At 72.7% G+C, this 17,676-nt stretch carries 1 protein-coding gene; it reads right to left on the bottom strand.

Annotation, left to right across the window (positions count from 1 at the left end; translation table 11 throughout):
- Window positions 1-55: 55 nt before the first annotated feature.
- Window positions 56-17,548 (bottom strand): type I polyketide synthase, encoded by a 17,493-nt coding sequence (locus HJD23_RS03370; RefSeq protein ID WP_171133979.1) that lies wholly within the window; start codon window positions 17,546-17,548, stop codon window positions 56-58.
- Window positions 17,549-17,676 lie beyond the last annotated feature (128 nt).

The following is a 17,676-nucleotide window of genomic DNA, read 5'->3' as shown; positions in this document are numbered from 1 at the left end:
GCACGGTGGGGAGGAGAGGGCGGCGCCGCCGGCGAGGGGCGGAGCGGAGACGGGATCAGAGCTGGCCCAGCTCCTTGTCGATGAGGTCGAACATCTCGTCGTCGCTGACGGGGTCGAACTCCCCGTCCTCCGCGGGCCCTTCGTCTTCGATCGCGGTGCCGCGGGTGTCGTCCCACTTCCAGAGCATGGCCTGCAGCCGTGCCGCGATCTTGCCTCGCGCGTCGTCGTCCAGGGCGGATTCGAGGAACGCGGCCTCCAGCCGCTCCAACTCCGCCGAGAGAGGCAGTCCGTCCTCCTGCGCCTGCGGTACGAGATCGTCCAGCAGCCGCTGCGCGAGGGCGGCCGGGTTCGGATAGTCGAAGACCAGGGTCGGCGTCAGCCGCAGCCCGGTCGCCGACCGGAGCCGGTTGCGCAGCTCGACGGAGGTCAGCGAATCGAACCCGAGATCCTTGAAGGCCCGGTTCGCCCGTACCTCCTCGGGCGAGGCATGCCCGAGCACGGCCGTGACCTGCTCCCGTACGAGATCCAGCAGCATCCGCTCCTGATCGGCCCGGGCCAGCCCTGCCAGCCGGCCGGCGATCCCGGACGCGGCTTCCTCGGTACGGCCCCCGGACGCGGCCGCCGTACGCCGGACGGCCGACGTGCGGACGACACCGCGGAACAGGGGCGCCATGACACCGGCCGCCGCCTGCGCGCGCAGCTCCGCCAGATCCAGCCGGGCCGGCACGACCACGGCGTCGCCCAGCGCGGTGGCGGCGTCGAACAGGGCCAGGCCCTCGTCAGCGGACATCGGCGCCGCACCGACCCGGGACATCCGGGCCAGGTCCACGTCGCTCAGCCGCCCGGCCATACCGCTGCGCTGCTCCCACAGTCCCCAGGCCAGCGACACGGCGGGCAGTCCGCGCTCGTGCCGGTGGCGGGCGAGGGCGTCGAGGAAGGCGTTGGCCGCCGAGTAGTTGGCCAGCCCCGCCCCGCCGAGGGTGCCCGACAGGGAGGAGAAGAGCACGAACGCCGACAGGTCCAGATCCTCGGTCAGCGCGTGGAGGTTCAGCGCGCCGTCGACCTTCGGCCGCAGCACCCGGTCGACCCGCTCCGGCGTCAGCGCCTCGGCCACCCCGTCGTCCAGGACGGCCGCGGTGTGCACCACGGCGGTGAGCGGACGCTCCGGCGGTACGGAGGCCAGCAGCCCAGCCAGCGCCTCCCGGTCGGCGACGTCGCAGGCGGCCACCTCGACCGTGGCACCGAGCCCGGTCAGCTCGGCCACCAGCTCCGGCATCCCGTCGGCGGCGACCCCGCGGCGGCTGGTGAGCAGCAGGTTCCGCACCCCGCGCTCGGCCACCAGATGCCGGGCGAGAAGCCGGGCGAGCCCACCCGAGGCACCGGTCAGCAGGACCGTGCCTTCGGGTGCGAACCCCGACTCCACCTCCTCGGGGCGCTCGGCACGAGCCAGCCGCGGTGCGCCGACCTCGGTGCCGTGCAGCCGCAGCTGCGGCTCGTCGCCGGCCGCAGCGGCCGCCAGCGTCTCCCACTCGGGCTCGCCGCCGTCCGTCTCCACGAGCACGAACCGGCCCGGATTCTCCACCTGCGCCGACCTGACCAGACCCCAGACGGGTGCACCGGTCAGGCCCCGCCCGGCCAGGATGACCAGCCGCGACGCGGCGAACCGGTCGTCGGCCAGCCACGCCTGTACGAGGTCCAGGGCGCGGTGCGTGACCTGGCGTACTGCGTCTGCGGTGCCGGCGTCCGCCGTGGTGCCGTCGGTGGTGTCCGGGAAGGGGGCGAAGACCAGCTCGGGGACGGGCGCGGCTGCGGCGGCGAGGCTGCCGAGGTCGTCGTACACATCCATGGTGCTGTGACCACTGCCGTTGCCGACGACGGACCAGCGTCCGGCCGGCGCGCCGGACCGCGACACCGCGACCGGCACCCACTCCACCCGGAACAGCGAGTCGCCCCGCGCCTCCCGCGCTCCCGCTAGCTGCTCGGTGCCGACCTGCCTCAGCGTCAGTACGTCGACCGAGGCGACAGGACGGCCCACCGAATCGGCCACCGAGACGGACACGGCGTCCTCACCGGCCAGGGCGATCCGCACCCGGACCGCGTTCGCGCCCTGGGCGTGGAGGGTCACCCCACTCCATGCGAACGGGCGCCGGGTGAGTCCCTCACCGGGCTCGGCCAGCAGCACACCCAGCCCCAGCGGCTGGAGCGCCGCGTCGAGCAGCGCCGGGTGGATGCCGTACTCCTTGGCCTCGGCGGACTCCTCGTCCGGCAGGGCGACCTCGGCGAACACCTCGTCACCGCGCCGCCAGGCGGCCCGCAACCCCTGGAAGGCAGGGCCGTACTCGACACCCTGCGTGGCCAGCCGGTCGTAGGCATCCGCCACCGTGATCGCGTCCGCCCCGGCGGGCGGCCAGGCGGCCAGATCGGCATCGGGCCCCGGCGACTGCTGTGCACCGCTGGGAGCCACTGTGCCAGTGGCATGCAGGGTCCACGGCTCGTCGTCCCCGGCGTCCTGCGCACGCGAGTGCAGGTTCAGCTCCCGCCGACCCGAGTCGTCGGTCTCCCCGAGCCCGAGCTGGATCCGTACGCCACCCTTCTCGGGCAGCACCAGGGGTGCCTCCAGGGTGAGTTCCTCCACGGTGCCGCAGCCGACGTGGTGGCCGGCCTGGAGGGCGAGTTCGAGGAAGCCGGTGCCGGGCAGCAGGACGGTGCCGGCTACGGCGTGGTCGGCCAGCCAGGGGTGGCTCTGCAACGACAGCCGCCCGGTGAACAGGTGCGTGCCCGTGCCCGCCAGCTCTACCGCCGCCCCGAGCAGCGGGTGTCCGGCGATGCCGAGCCCGATGGATTCGGCGTCGACGGGCCGTGCGGCGGCCGACGCGGGCCAGTAGCGCTGGTGCTGGAAGGGGTAGGTGGGGAGGTCGGTGGCGTGGTTGCCGCCGGTGATGGGCCAGTTGATGGGGTGGCCGTGGGTGTGGAGGTGTGCTGCTGAGGTGAGGAGGCGGGTGAGGGTGCCTTCGTTGCGGCGGAGGGTGCCGGTGGTGAGGGCGTCGGTTGAGGCTTCTTCGATGCTGTAGGTGAGGACGGGGTGGGCGCTGGACTCGATGTAGGTGGTGTGGCCGGCCTCTGTGAGCTGCTGGATGGCGGTGTGGAAGTGGACGGTCTGGCGGAGGTTGCGGTACCAGTAGTCGGCGTCGAGCGCCTCGGTGTTCAGGAAGCTGGGTTCGACGGTGGAGAAGAAGGGGATGTCGGCCGGGCGGGGCTGGATTCCCGCGAGCGCATGGGCCAGTTGGGCTTCGATGGCCTCGACGTGTGCGGAGTGTGAGGCGTAGTCGACGGGGATGAGCCGGGCCCGGATGTCCTGGCCCTGAAGGTCCGCGACCAGGGTTTCGACGGCGTCCTTGTCGCCCGAAACGACGGTGGTGTTGGGGCCGTTGACGGCGGCGATGCTGACGCCGCTGGGCAGGTGTTCCTCGACCGCCTGAACAGGTTGCGGGATGGAGGCCATGGCGCCCCGGCCGGCGAGGTGTTCGCCGATGATCCGTGCGCGTACGGCGACGACCTTGGCCGCGTCCTCCAGGGTGAGGGCGCCGGCCACAGCGGCGGCGGCGATCTCGCCCTGGGAGTGGCCCACCACGGCGTCAGGACGGACGCCCAGGTGCTGCCAGGTGGCGGCAAGGGAGACCATGACGGCCCAGGTGACGGGCTGGATGACGTCGACCCGGTCCAAGTCGGCGCCGGAGCGCAGCACCTCGGTCAGCGACCAGTCGACGTAAGGCGCGAGCGCCTCCTCACAGCGAGCCATCGACTCCGCGAACACAGGCACGGAGTCAAGGAGTTCGGCACCCATACCGGCCCACTGCGTCCCCTGCCCCGGGAACACGAACACGGTCCTCCCGGTCTCGTCGGGCGCGATGCCCTGCACGAGGTGGGGTGAGGGCTCCCCCTGAGCGAGGGCGTCGAGCGCGGCGGTGAGAGCGTCGGGGGTCTCGCCGACGACCACGGCGCGGTGCTCGAACAGGGCGCGGCCGTTGATGAGCGTGTCGGCGACGGCTGCGGTGTCCAACTCGGGCCGCTGCTCGACGTATTCGCGGAGCTGTCGTGCCTGAGCGCGCAGCGCGTCGGCGGTCCGGGCCGAGATCACCCACGGCACGACGCCCGAGTCGGCGGGCCGGCCCTGGTCGAGGGCGATGGGGGACTCTTCGATGATGGCGTGCGCGTTGGTGCCGCTGACGCCGAACGAGGAGACGCCGGCCCGGCGGGGCCGGTCGGTCTCGGGCCAGGCCTGTTCCTCGGTGAGGAGGGTGACGGCTCCGGCGTCCCAGTCGACATGGCTGGTCGGCTGGTCGACATGCAGTGTCCTCGGCAGGACGCCGTGACGCATGGCCATCACCATCTTGATGACACCGGCGACACCGGCGGCGGCCTGCGTGTGCCCGATGTTGGACTTCACCGAGCCCAGCCACAGGGGCCGGTCAGCAGGCCGGTCCTGGCCGTACGTGGCGAGGAGCGCCTGCGCCTCGATCGGGTCACCCAGAGTGGTACCCGTGCCGTGCGCCTCGACGGCGTCGACCTGGTCGGGGGCGAGACCGGCATTGGCGAGGGCCTGCCGGATCACCCGCTGCTGCGAGGGGCCGTTCGGCGCGGTCAGCCCATTGCTGGCGCCGTCCTGGTTGACGGCCGTGCCCCGCACGATGCCCAGGACCGGGTGTCCATGCCGTTCGGCATCGGAGAGCCGCTCCAGCAGCAGCATGCCGACGCCCTCGCCCCAGCCGGTGCCGTCGGCGGCCTCGGCGAAGGCCTTGACCCGGGCGTCCGGGGCGAGTCCCCGCTGCCGGCTGAACTCCACGAAGACCTCGGGAGTCGACATGACCGTCACACCGCCCGCGAGGGCGAGCGAGCACTCGCCGGAGCGCAGGGACTGGGCGGCCATGTGCAGGGCGACCAGGGACGACGAGCAGGCAGTGTCGACGGTGACGGCCGGGCCCTCCAGGCCCAGGGTGTATGCCACGCGGCCCGACGCCACGCTGCCCGCGATACCCGTACCGAGGTAGCCCTCGACGGTCCCCGGCACCTGCCGGAGCAGGGTGGCGTAGTCCTGCCCGTTGCTGCCGACGAAGACGCCGGCCTTGCTGCCGCGCAGGGACTTCGGGTCGATGCCGGCCCGCTCGAAGGCCTCCCAGGAGGTCTCAAGCAACAGCCGCTGCTGCGGGTCCATGGCCAGGGCCTCGCGCGGGTTGATGCCGAAGAAGGCCGCGTCGAACTCGCTCACGCCCTGGAGGAAGGCCCCTTCGCGCACATACGACGTGCCGGAACGGTCAGGGTCGGCGTCGTAGAGCGCCTCCAGGTCCCAGCCGCGGTCGGCGGGGAACGGCGCGACCGCGTCGCCGCCCGCCGCCAGCAGCGCCCACAGCTGCTCGGGCGTCCGGATCCCGCCCGGGAAGCGGCAGCTCATGGCCACGATCGCGATCGGGTCGTCGTCGGCCACCGGCGCACCGGGAGTGGCCACCTGCCCGGCCGCGGCGGTGTCGCCTCCGAGGCCGGGGAACTCGCCCAGCACATGGCGGGCGAGCTCGGTCGCCGTCGGGTAGTCGAAGATCACGCCGGTGGTCAGCCGCAGCCCGGTGGCCGCGTTGAGCCGGTTGCGCAGCTGGACCGCGCCGAGCGAGTCGAAGCCGAGCTCCTTGAACGCGCGGTTCGGAGCCACCGACTGCGGCCCGGCGTGGCCGAGCACCAACGCCGCCTGCGTACGCACCAATTCCAGCACCAGCTCCTCCCGCTGCGGCGCCGTCAGCGCGGCCAGCTGCCCGGCCAGCGACGACTCCTCGGCGCGCTGCGCTCCGCCGGACACGGCCGGCCCGGCCGCCGCCCGCAGATCCCGCACGTCCGCCAGGTCGGAGATCAGCGGGCTGGGACGGGCGGCGGTGTACGCCGGTACGAAGCGGGCCCAGTCGATGTCGGCGACGGTCACGGCCGGAGTGCCGTGGCCGACGGCCTGGGCCAGCGCAGTGAGCGCGAGGTCCGGGGACATCGGGGGGAACCCGCTGCGGTGCAACTGCTCCGCCGCCGCGTGCCCCGTCGCCATACCGGAGTCCGCCCAGGCACCCCACGCCACGGAGGTGGCGGGCAGCCCCAGCGCGTGCCGCCGCTGTGCCAGCGCGTCCAAGTGGGCGTTCGCGGCCGCGTAGTTGGCCTGGCCCTCGTTGCCGAAGGTGGCGGCCGCCGAGGAGAACAGGACGAACGCGTCCAGGTCCAGGTGACGCGTGTACCGGTCGAGAAGCGCCGCGGCGGTGGCCTTCGGACGCAGGACATGGTCGAGGCGGTCGGCGGTGAGGTGGTCCAGTACGCCGTCGTCGAGGCTGCCGGCGGTGTGCACGACCGCGGTGAGGCCCGCGTGCTCGGTGACCAGGGCGCGCACCGACTCGGGGTCGCTCACATCACAGGCCGCGAAGGCCACCGTGACGCCGAGGGCGGCGAGTTCGTCGCCCAGGGCGGTGGCCCCGGGGGCCTCGCCGCCGCGCCGGCTGGCGAGGACGAGTTGCTCGGCGCCGTTCTCGGCGGCCCAGCGCGCCACGTGTGCGCCGAGCGCGCCGGTGCCGCCGGTGATCAGGACCGTGCCGCGCGGCTGCCAGCCCGTACCGCTGCTGCCTGCCGCCCGGGTCAGTCGGCGCGCGAGGACACCGGCCTCGCGAACCGCCACCTGGTCCTCGCCGCCGGGCGCCGCGGCCAGTACGGCACGCAGGTGTGCGCCGCCGCGCTCGTCGAGCTGTTCGGGCAGGTCGACCAGCCCGCCCCAACGGTCGGGGTGTTCGAGAGCCGCGACCTGCCCCAGGCCCCAGACCTGCGCCTGGGCGGGGTGGGCGAGCGGGTCGGAGCCGCCGGTGGTGACCGCACCCTGGGTGGCGCACCAGAGGGGAGCCTCGACGCCCGCGTCGCCGAGCGCCTGGACGAGCGCCAGGGTCGGGGCGACCGTACCGGCCTCCTCCTCACCATCGGCGTCCGCGAGCGCGAGCAGCGACAGCACGCCAGTCACCGGGGCATCGAACTCCGCGCGCGCATCCCGCAGTTGCTCGGCAAAACGCTCCCGGTCGGCCACGGCGGTGTCGAGCACGACCTGCCGGACGGCACCGTGCCCGCTCTCCAGAGCCCGGACGACGTCACGTACGAGAGTCCGGCTTTCGTGACCGGCAGGCAGCAACAGCAGCCAGTCGCCGGTGAGTTCAGCCGTGTCGGACGCATCCGGCATCGGCCGCCACACCACCCGGTAGCGCCAGCCGTCCACCGGTGAACCACCGGTCTGCTCCCTGCGCCCGGACCTCGCGTCGAGCCAGTACCGGCAGCGCTGGAAGGCGTACGTCGGAAGGTCGACCCGGCGCGGCGTGTTCCCCCAGCCGGTAAAGAAGGCCTGCCAGTCGACGGGTGTCCCGTTGACGTGGAGTTCGGCTGCGGCGCGGGTGAGGGCGTGGGTCTCGTCGAGGTTCTTGACCAGGCTGGGCAGGAGGAGGGTGTCGGTGCGGGTGACGGTGTCCTGGGCGAGGGCGGTGAGGACGCCGCCGGGGCCGATTTCCAGGTAGCGGGTGGTGTCGTGCTGTTCGAGCCAGGTGATCTGGTCGGCGAAGCGGACGGCGTCGCGGATGTGGCGGACCCAGTACTCGGGGTCGCGCACCGCCTCACCGGCGGGCAGCGCCAGCCGCGTCGGGTGGAACTCCACACTGTCCAGGACCTGCCGGAACTGGTCGAGCATGGGGTCCATGTGGGGGGAGTGGAAGGCGTGGCTGACCTTCAGACGCCGGGTGCGGTGGCCGCTTGCGGAGAGCTGGGCGGCGATGTCCTCGACGATGTGCTCGGTGCCGCTGATGACGGTGGCGCGGGGTCCGTTGACGGCGGCGATCGCCACGTGCTCTTCGTGTCCGGCGAGCAGGGGCAGGACGTCGGTCTCGGGTGCTTCGATGGCGATCATGGTGCCGCCGGGCGGGAGTTGTTGCATGAGTCGGCCGCGGGCGGCGACGACGGTGCAGGCGTCGGCCAGTGACCACAGGCCTGCGGTGTGGGCGGCGGCGAGTTCGCCGATGGAGTGTCCGGTGACGAGGTCGGGGTGGATGCCCCAGGACTCCAGCAGCCGGAAGAGGGCGACTTCGAGGGCGAACAGGGCGGGCTGGGTGTAGGCGGTGTGGTCCAGCAGGGCCTGCTCACCGGGTTCGGCGAACATCACCTCACGCAGAGGCCGGTCCAACTCCCGGTCGAAGTGCGCGCAGATCTCGTCCAGCGCGGCGGCGAACACGGGGAAGGCCTCGTACAGTTCGCGTCCCATCCCGGCCCGCTGACTGCCCTGCCCCGAGAACAGGAAGGCCAACCGCCCCTGCGCAGGGTCCACGGACCCGGTCAGGACCCGGCTGTCCGCCTCGCCGCGCGCGAGCGCGCCCAGCGAGTCGAGGAAGTCGGACCGGTCCTCCGCGACCACGGCGGCCCGGTCGTCCAGCGCGGCCCGCGTGGTGCCGAGCGAGAACGCCAGGTCGGCCGTGGGGAGTTCGGGCCGAGCCGCGACGAACGACCGCAGCCGCTCGGCCTGCGCCCGCAGGGCGTCCGTGCCCTGGCCGGAGAGGACCCACGGCAGCGGCCCCGACACGGCGTCGGACGTGCCGACGACGGCCGGCTCCTCCTCGAACTGCTCGATGATCGCGTGGGCGTTGGTGCCGCTCACACCGAACGACGACACACCGGCTCGGCGGGGCCGTCCGGTCTCCGGCCACTCGACCGCGTCCCGCAGCAGCGTCACCGCACCGGCGGACCAGTCGACGTGCGGCGTCGGCTCGTCCACGTGCAGCGTCCTCGGCAGCACACCGTGGCGCATCGCCATCACCATCTTGATGACTCCGCCCACGCCCGCCGCGGCCTGCGTGTGCCCGATGTTCGACTTCAGGGAGCCGAGCAGCAGCGGCTGTCCGTCCGGCCGGTCCTGCCCGTACGTGGCGATCAGCGCCTGCGCCTCGATCGGGTCGCCGAGCCGGGTGCCGGTGCCGTGCGCCTCGACGGCGTCGACCTCGGCGGCGGTCAGCCGGGCCCGGCCGAGCGCCTGGCGGATGACCCGCTCCTGCGAGGGGCCGTTGGGGGCGGTGAGGCCGTTGCTGGCGCCGTCCTGGTTGACCGCCGTACCGCGCACCAGGCCCAGGACCGGATGCCCGTTGCGCCGGGCGTCCGACAGCCGTTCCAGGAGCAGGACACCGGCGCCCTCGCCCCAGCTGGTGCCGTCGGCCGCCGCGGAGAACGACTTGCTGCGGCCGTCGGGAGCGAGCCCCCGCTGCCGGCTGAACTCCACGAACGTCCCCGGCGAGGCCATCACGGTGACGCCGCCCGCGAGCGCGAGCGTGCACTCGCCGTCGCGCAGGGCCTGGACGGCCATGTGTAGGGCGACCAGCGAGGACGAGCAGGCCGTGTCGACCGTGACGGCCGGGCCCTCCAGACCGAGGGTGTACGCCACCCGGCCGGAGATCACGCTCGCCGCGGTGCCGGTGAGCAGGTACCCCTCGAACCCTTCGGGTGCCTCGCTCATGCGCGGCCCGTACTCGTCCTGCGACGCCACACCGACGAAGACGCCCGCCTGGCTGCCGGCCACCGACCGCGGATCCATCCCGGCCCGCTCGAACACCTCCCAGGACGTCTCCAGCAGAAGGCGCTGCTGCGGGTCCATCGCCTGCGCCTCACGCGGCGAGATCCCGAAGAACGCGGCGTCGAACTCGGCGGCGTCGTACAGGAATCCGCCCTCGTGGACGTACGACGTGCCCGCGCGCTCCGGGTCGGGGTGGTAGAGCGCGTCGATGTCCCAGCCGCGGTCCGTGGGGAACACGGACACCGCGTCCCGGCCGTCGGTGAGCAGCTGCCAGAGGTCCTCCGGCGAGCGCACCCCGCCGGGATAGCGGCAGGCCATGGACACGATCGCGATCGGGTCGTCCTCGGCCGCGGCACCCACCGGGACCGGCACAGGGCGCACGGAGGCGGACTCCGACGTGCCGGTCGCCTGCGTGTGCAGGAAGCGGGCCAGCGCCTGCGGCGTCGGATGGTTGAACACCAGCGTCGGCGGCAGCTTCAGGCCGGTGACGGCGATGAGCCGGTTGCGCAGCTCGACCGCGGTCAGCGAGTCGACACCGATGTCCTTGAACGCGTGCGAGGCGTTCACCGCGTCCGCGGAGGCGTGCCCGAGCACGGCGGCCGCCTGCGTCCGCACCAGGTCCAGCAGCAGCCGCTCGGCCTCGGCGTCGGAGAGGCCCGACAGATTCTGCGCCGTCCACGTGGCGTCGTCGCCGACTCGCTGGGCGCCGGACTCGGCCCGCAGCTCCCGTACGTCCGCCAGGTCGGAGATCAGCGCGCTGGGACGGGCGGCGGTGTACGCCGGCACGAACCGCGCCCAGTCGATGTCGGCGACGGTCACCGTCGCCTCGCCGCGCCCGACGGCCTCTCCCAGCGCGGTGAGCGCCAGGTCGGGCGCCAGGGCCGGCAGCCCGCGCCGCCGCAGTCGCTCGGCGACCTCGCCTGCCGCCATTCCGTCCGCGTCCCAGGGGCCCCATGCCACGGAGGTGGCGGGCAGCCCGAGCGCGTGCCGCTGCTCGGCGAGCGCGTCCAAGTGGGCGTTGGCCGCACCGAAGTTCCCCTGCCCGGCCCGGCCCAGCGTGCCGACCACCGACGAGAACAGGACGAACGCGTCGAGGTCGAGGTGACGCGTGCACCGGTCGAGAAGCGCGGCGGCCGTGGCCTTCGGACGCAGGACGTCGTCGAGGCGCTCGGTGGTGAGCCGGTCGAGTACCGCGTCGTCGAGGACACCCGCGGTGTGGACCACGGCGGTCAGGCCGGGGTGCGCGGAGACGAGAGCACGTACGGCGTCCGGATCGGTGACGTCGCAGGCGGTGAGGGTCACGGTGACGCCCAGCGCGGTGAGGTCGTCGTGCAGGGCGGTAGCCCCGGGGGCCTCGCCGCCGCGCCGGCTGGCGAGGACGAGGTGCTCGGCGCCGTTCTGGGCAGCCCAGCGCGCCACGTGGGCGCCGAGCGCGCCGGTACCGCCGGTGATCAGGACGGTGCCGCGCGGCTGCCAGGCCCTACCGCTGCCGGCTGCCGCCCGGGTCAGTCGGCGCGCGAGGACACCGGCCTCGCGGACCGCCACCTGGTCCTCACCGCCGGACGGAGCGGCCAGTACGGCACGCAGGCGTGCGGCGCCGCGCTCGTCGAGCTGTTCGGGCAGGTCGACGAGCCCACCCCAGCGGTCGGGGTGCTCCAGCGCGGCGACCCGGCCCAGGCCCCAGACCTGCGCCTGGGCGGGCCGGGTGAGCGAATCGGAGCTGCCCGTGCTGACCGCGCCCTGGGTGACACACCAGAGGGGGGCCTGCACACCAGCGTCCCCCAGCGCTTGGAAGAGAGCGAGCGCCGGCGCCGCCGGGGCCACGTCGTTGCCGCCCAGCGCGAGAAGGGACAGCACGCCGGTCACGGCAGCGTTGTCATCACCCGAGCCCAAAGCGTCGGAGACTTGCTCGGCGTAGCGCGCGCGGTCCGCCTCGGACTGGTCCAGCACGACCTGCCGCCCCCGTACAGCGCGGGTGACAGCACCCACCAGCGCGTCGTCCTCCTGGCCGACGGGAACCACGACCAGCCAGGTACCGACCGGTCCGGCCTGCGGATCGGCGATCGGCCTCCATGCCGCCCGGTAGCGCCAGTTGCCCACCGTCGACACACGATCCAGGCTCTTCCGCCAGGACGCCAGCGCCGCGAGCACCGTACTCAGCGGGGCATCGCCCTCCACCGAGAGCGTGCGGCCGAGCGACTCCCAGTCCTCGTTCTCGACCGCCTCCCAGAAGCGGGTGTCGGCGGTGTCCGGGGAACCGGTCGTGGTCGGGTTGATCCAGTACCGCTCGTGCTGGAACGGGTAGGTCGGGAGGTCGGTGACGCGGTTGGTGCGCGGGGCGGGCCAGTTGATGGGGTGGCCGTGGGTGTGGAGGTGTGCTGCTGAGGTGAGGAGGCGGGTGATGGTGCCTTCGTTGCGGCGGAGGGTGCCGGTGGTGAGGGCGTCGGTTGAGGCTTCCTCGATGCTGTAGGTGAGGACGGGGTGGGCGCTGGACTCGATGTAGGTGGTGTGGCCGGCCTCTGTGAGCTGCTGGATGGCGGTGTGGAAGTGGACGGTCTGGCGGAGGTTGCGGTACCAGTAGCCGGCGTCGAGCGCCTCGGTGTTCAGGAAGCCGCGCTCTACGGTGGAGAAGAACGGGACGTCTGACCGACGGGGCTCGATTCCAGCGAGGGCGGTGGCGATCTCGTCCTGGATGGTCTCGACGTGTGCGGAGTGTGAGGCGTAGTCGACGGGGATGATCCGGGCGCGGATGTCCTGGCCCTGAAGGTCCGCGACCAGGGTTTCGACGGCGTCCTTGTCGCCTGAAACCACGGTGGTGTTGGGGCCGTTGACGGCGGCGATGCTGACACCGCTGGGCAGGTGTTCCTCGACCGCCTGGACGGACTGCGGGATGGAGGCCATGGCGCCCAGCCCGGCAAGGTGTTCACCGATGATCCTGGCGCGTACGGCGACGACCTTGGCCGCGTCCTCCAGGGTGAGGGCGCCGGCCACAGCGGCGGCGGCGATCTCGCCCTGGGAGTGGCCCACCACGGCGTCAGGACGGACGCCCAGGTGCTGCCAGGTGGCGGCAAGGGAGACCATGACGGCCCAGGTGACGGGCTGGATGACGTCGACCCGGTCCAAGTCGGCGCCGGAGCGCAGCGCTTCGGTCAGCGACCAGTCGACGTAAGGCGCGAGCGCCTCCTCACAGCGGGCGATGGACTCCGCGAACACAGGCACGGAGTCAAGGAGTTCGGCACCCATACCGGCCCACTGCGTCCCCTGCCCCGGGAACACGAACACGGTCTTGCCGACGGCCTTGGCCTGGCCCTGAACGAGATGGGTGTGAGGCTGCCCAGCGGCCAGCGCATCGAGCGCGGCGGCGACGGCATCAGGAGCTTCGGCGAGGACGACCGCGCGGTGCTCGAACAGGGCGCGGCCGTTGATGAGCGTGTCGGCGACGGCTGCGGTGTCCAACTCGGGCCGCTGCTCGACGTATTCGCGGAGTTGCCGTGCCTGAGCGCGCAGCGCGTCGGCGGTCCGGGCCGAGATCACCCACGGCACGACGCCCGGGTCGGTGGGCTGGTGCTGCTGTTCGGTAACGGCAGGGGGCTCTTCGATGATGGCGTGCGCGTTGGTCCCACTCACACCGAAGGAGGAGACGCCGGCCCGGCGGGGCCGGTCGGTCTCGGGCCAGGCCTGTTCCTCGGTGAGGAGGGTGACGGCTCCGGCGTCCCAGTCGACATGGCTGGTCGGCTGGTCGACATGCAGTGTCCTCGGCAGGACGCCGTGACGCATGGCCATCACCATCTTGATGACACCGGCGACACCGGCGGCGGCCTGCGTGTGCCCGATGTTGGACTTCACCGAGCCCAGCCACAGGGGCCGGTCAGCAGGCCGGTCCTGGCCGTACGTGGCGAGGAGCGCCTGCGCCTCGATCGGGTCACCCAGAGTGGTACCCGTGCCGTGCGCCTCGACCGCGTCGACCTGGTCGGGGGCGAGACCGGCATTGGCGAGGGCCTGCCGGATCACCCCCTGCTGGGAAGGACCGTTCGGCGCGGTGAGACCGTTACTGGCGCCGTCCTGGTTGACGGCCGTACCCCGGACCACGGCCAGGACCGGATGCCCGTTGCGCCGAGCGTCCGACAGCCGCTCCAGCAGCAGCATGCCGACGCCCTCGCCCCAGCCGGTGCCGTCGGCGGCCTCGGCGAAGGCCTTGACCCGGGCGTCCGGAGCGAGTCCCCGCTGACGGCTGAACTCCACGAACATGCCGGGGTTGGACATGACGGTCGCCCCGCCCGCGAGGGCGAGCGAGCACTCGCCGGAGCGCAGGGACTGGGCGGCCATGTGCAGGGCGACCAGGGACGACGAGCAGGCAGTGTCGACGGTGACGGCCGGGCCCTCCAGGCCCAGGGTGTATGCCACGCGGCCCGACGCCACGCTGGGCGTCGTCCCGGTCAGCACATAGCCTTCGATCTCCTCGGGCGCCTCGTGCAGCCGGGGGCCGTAGTCCTGAGCCGTGGCACCGACGAAGACGCCGGCCTTGCTGCCACGCAGCGACTTCGGGTTGATCCCGGCGCGTTCGAGGGCCTCCCAGGAGGTCTCCAGCAGCAGCCGCTGCTGCGGGTCCATGGCCAGGGCCTCACGCGGCGAGATCCCGAAGAACGCCGGGTCGAAGTCGGCGGCGTCATGGAGGAACCCGCCCTCCCACGCATACGACGTGCCGGAGCGCTCCGGGTCGGCGTCGTAGAGCGCCTCCAGGTCCCAGCCGCGGTCGGCGGGGAACGGCGACACCGCGTCACCGCCCGCCGCGAGCAGTGCCCACAGCTGCTCGGGCGTCCGTATCCCGCCCGGGAGCCGGCAGCTCATGCCGACGATGACGACCGGGTCGGAGGCGGCGCCGGAGTCCGGGGCAGCCATTGCCTCCGCCTCCGCCTCCTCGCCCCGCGTGCCCACGAGTTCGCCGCGTACGTGTCGTGCCAGCAGCTCCGGGGTGGGGTGGTCGTAGAGCGTGGACGACGGCAGCCGTACGCCGACCGCGCGGCCGAGCGCGGCACAGAACTCCACCGACATCAGCGAGTCGAAGCCGAGCTGCTTGAACGGCGCGTCCGCCGGGACCTGTTCGGGGCTGTCGTGTTCGAGCACGGCTGCGATGTGCCGCCGTACGAGATCCAGCAGCTCCCGGTCCGTCTCCTCCTCCGACATCCAGGCGAAGGAGGCCGCAGGACAGGCCGCCTGCGTCACGGACTCCTCGTCCGCTTCCGCATCGGCTACGTCCCCAGGGAGCCCAGCCGACACGCCGACCGTCTCCTTGAGCCAGTACCGGCGGCGCTGGAAGGCGTACGTCGGCAGGTCGACGCGGTGCGGAGCCGGCAGGCCCAGATCAGCGAGTACGTCCTGCCAGGCGATCTCCGCCCCCGAGACGTGGAGTTCGGCTGCGGCGCGGGTGAGGGCGTGGGTCTCGTCGAGGTTCTTGACCAGGCTGGGCAGGAGGAGGGTGTCGGTGCGGGTGACGGTGTCCTGGGCGAGGGCGGTGAGGACGCCGCCGGGGCCGATTTCCAGGTAGCGGGTGGTGTCGTGCTGTTCGAGCCAGGTGATCTGGTCGGCGAAGCGGACGGCGTCGCGGATGTGGCGGACCCAGTACTCGGGGTCGCGCACCGCCTCACCGGCGGGCAGCGCCAGCCGCGTCGGGTGGAACTCCACACTGTCCAGGACCTGCCGGAACTGGTCGAGCATGGGGTCCATGTGGGGGGAGTGGAAGGCGTGGCTGACCTTCAGACGCCGGGTGCGGTGGCCGCTTGCGGAGAGCTGGGCGGCGATGTCCTCGACGATGTGCTCGGTGCCGCTGATGACGGTGGCGCGGGGTCCGTTGACGGCGGCGATCGCCACGTGCTCTTCGTGTCCGGCGAGCAGGGGCAGGACGTCGGTCTCGGGTGCTTCGATGGCGATCATGGTGCCGCCGGGCGGGAGTTGTTGCATGAGTCGGCCGCGGGCGGCGACGACGGTGCAGGCGTCGGCCAGTGACCACAGGCCTGCGGTGTGGGCGGCGGCGAGTTCGCCGATGGAGTGTCCGGTGACGAGGTCGGGGTGGATGCCCCAGGACTCCAGCAGCCGGAAGAGGGCGACTTCGAGGGCGAACAGGGCGGGCTGGGTGTAGGCGGTGTGGTCCAGCAGGGCCTGCTCACCGGGTTCGGCGAACATCACCTCACGCAGAGGCCGGTCCAACTCCCGGTCGAAGTGCGCGCAGATCTCGTCCAGCGCGGCGGCGAACACGGGGAAGGCCTCGTACAGTTCGCGTCCCATCCCGGCCCGCTGACTGCCCTGCCCCGAGAACAGGAAGGCCAACTGTCCGGCCGCCGGCGCCCCGGCCCCCCGGCTCCGTACAACCCGCGACGCGGGCTCTCCCGCGGCCAGTGCCGCGAGCCCGTTCAGCAGGCTCTCCCGGTCCGAGCCGAGGACGACTGCCCGGTTCTCGTGGGCGTCGCGGGAGGTCACCAGGGACTGCGCCACGGCGTCCACATCCAGTTCGGGCCGGTCCGCGACGAACGACCGCAGCCGCTCGGCCTGCGCCCGCAAGGCGTCCTCCCCGCGGCCGGAGACGAGCCACGGCACCACACCGGCCCGACGCTCAGCCCCGCCGCCGTCACGGGTCGCGGGCTCGGCCGCCGGCACCCCTTGCAGGACCAGGTGGCAATTGGTGCCGCCCATCCCGAAGGAGCTGACGCCCGCGAGCGCCAGCCGGGACTCCGGCTCCGGCCAGTCCGTCAGCGACTGCTGCACGCGCAGGTTGAGTTCGTCCAGCGGGATCCGCGGGTTCGGTGTCTCGTAGTGGAGGCTGGCCGGGATCTGGCGCCTATGGAGGGACAGGGCGGTCTTGAGGAGACCGACCATTCCGGCGGCACCCTCCAGGTGTCCCACGTTCGTCTTGGCCGAGCCGACCGTGAGGGGCAGTCGGCGGCCGGGGGCCGTGCCCAGGACGGCGCCCAGGGCCGAGGCCTCGATGGGGTCGCCGAGGGCGGTGCCCGTGCCGTGCAGCTCCACGTAGTGGACGTCCGCCGGGTCGACGCCCGCCCGGTCGTAGGCCAGGCGGAGCACCTCGCTCTGCGCGGCCGTGCTCGGCACCGTGAGTCCGTCCGTGGCGCCGTCGTTGTTGACCGCGCCGCCGCGGATCACGCAGTAGACCGAGTCGCCGTCGGCCAGGGCCCGGGCGAGGGGCTTGAGGAGGACGGCCCCGCCGCCTTCACCGCGGACATAGCCGTTGGCGCGGGCGTCGAAGGTGTAGCAGCGGCCGTCCGGCGACAGCCCGCCGAACCGGTCGGCGGCGAGGGCGCTCTCCGGCACGATGTTGAGGTTCACGCCACCCGCCACGGCGAGTTCGCAACCGCCCGAGCGCAGGGCCTCGCAGGCCTGGTGGACGGCGACGAGGCCGGAGGACTGCGCGGTGTCCACGGTGAGACTGGGACCGCGCAGCCCGAGGGTGTACGACACCCGGTTCGCGATGATGGCGCGCTGGGTCCCGGTCAGCGAGTGCTGGGTGACGGCGGACAGCCCCTGCCGGTTCAGCAGCACCGCGTAGTCGTTCGCGATCGCACCGATGAAGACCCCGGTACGGCTGCCGCGCACCTTCCGCAGGGGGATGCCGGCGTCCTCGAAAGCCTCCCAGGAGAGTTCCAGCATGAGCCGCTGCTGGGGGTCCATCATCGAGGCTTCGCGTGGCGATATGCCGAAGAATGCGGGATCGAATGTGTCCACCCGGTCGAGAAAGGCGCCGTGCCGTGCGGCGGGGGGAAGTTCCTCGGCGTTCCACCGGTCCTGCGGCACTTCCCCGATCGCATGCCGCGCGTCGCGGAGCAGCTCCCAGAACGCGCTCTTGTCGGGGGCCTCGGGGAGTCTGCAGGAGAGCCCCACTATGGCGATTGCGTCGTCCGGTATCCCGACCTCGGTGAAGCCGTCGCGGAATTGAGACATGCGACCGTGATCCCCCAGTAAGTGAAATGCATGAGAAACGCCCCCTGCGGCACACGCAAAGGCAGTTGCCGACTGTAATCAAATGATCGTTGGCCCCTACACCCCTATCGATCCCCTAGTGACCGCTG

Source organism: Streptomyces sp. Z423-1, from assembly GCF_013009255.1.
GTDB classification, from domain to species: Bacteria; Actinomycetota; Actinomycetes; order Streptomycetales; family Streptomycetaceae; genus Streptomyces; species Streptomyces gossypiisoli.
The sequence above is the reverse complement of the archived record's forward strand: the minus strand, read 5'-3'. Positions and strand labels throughout refer to the sequence as shown.

Coding starts and splice junctions, on each gene's coding strand:
- HJD23_RS03370 (WP_171133979.1), bottom strand. CDS start 17,548: ATGTCTCAATTCCGCGACGGCTTCACCGAGGTCGGGATACCGGACGAC.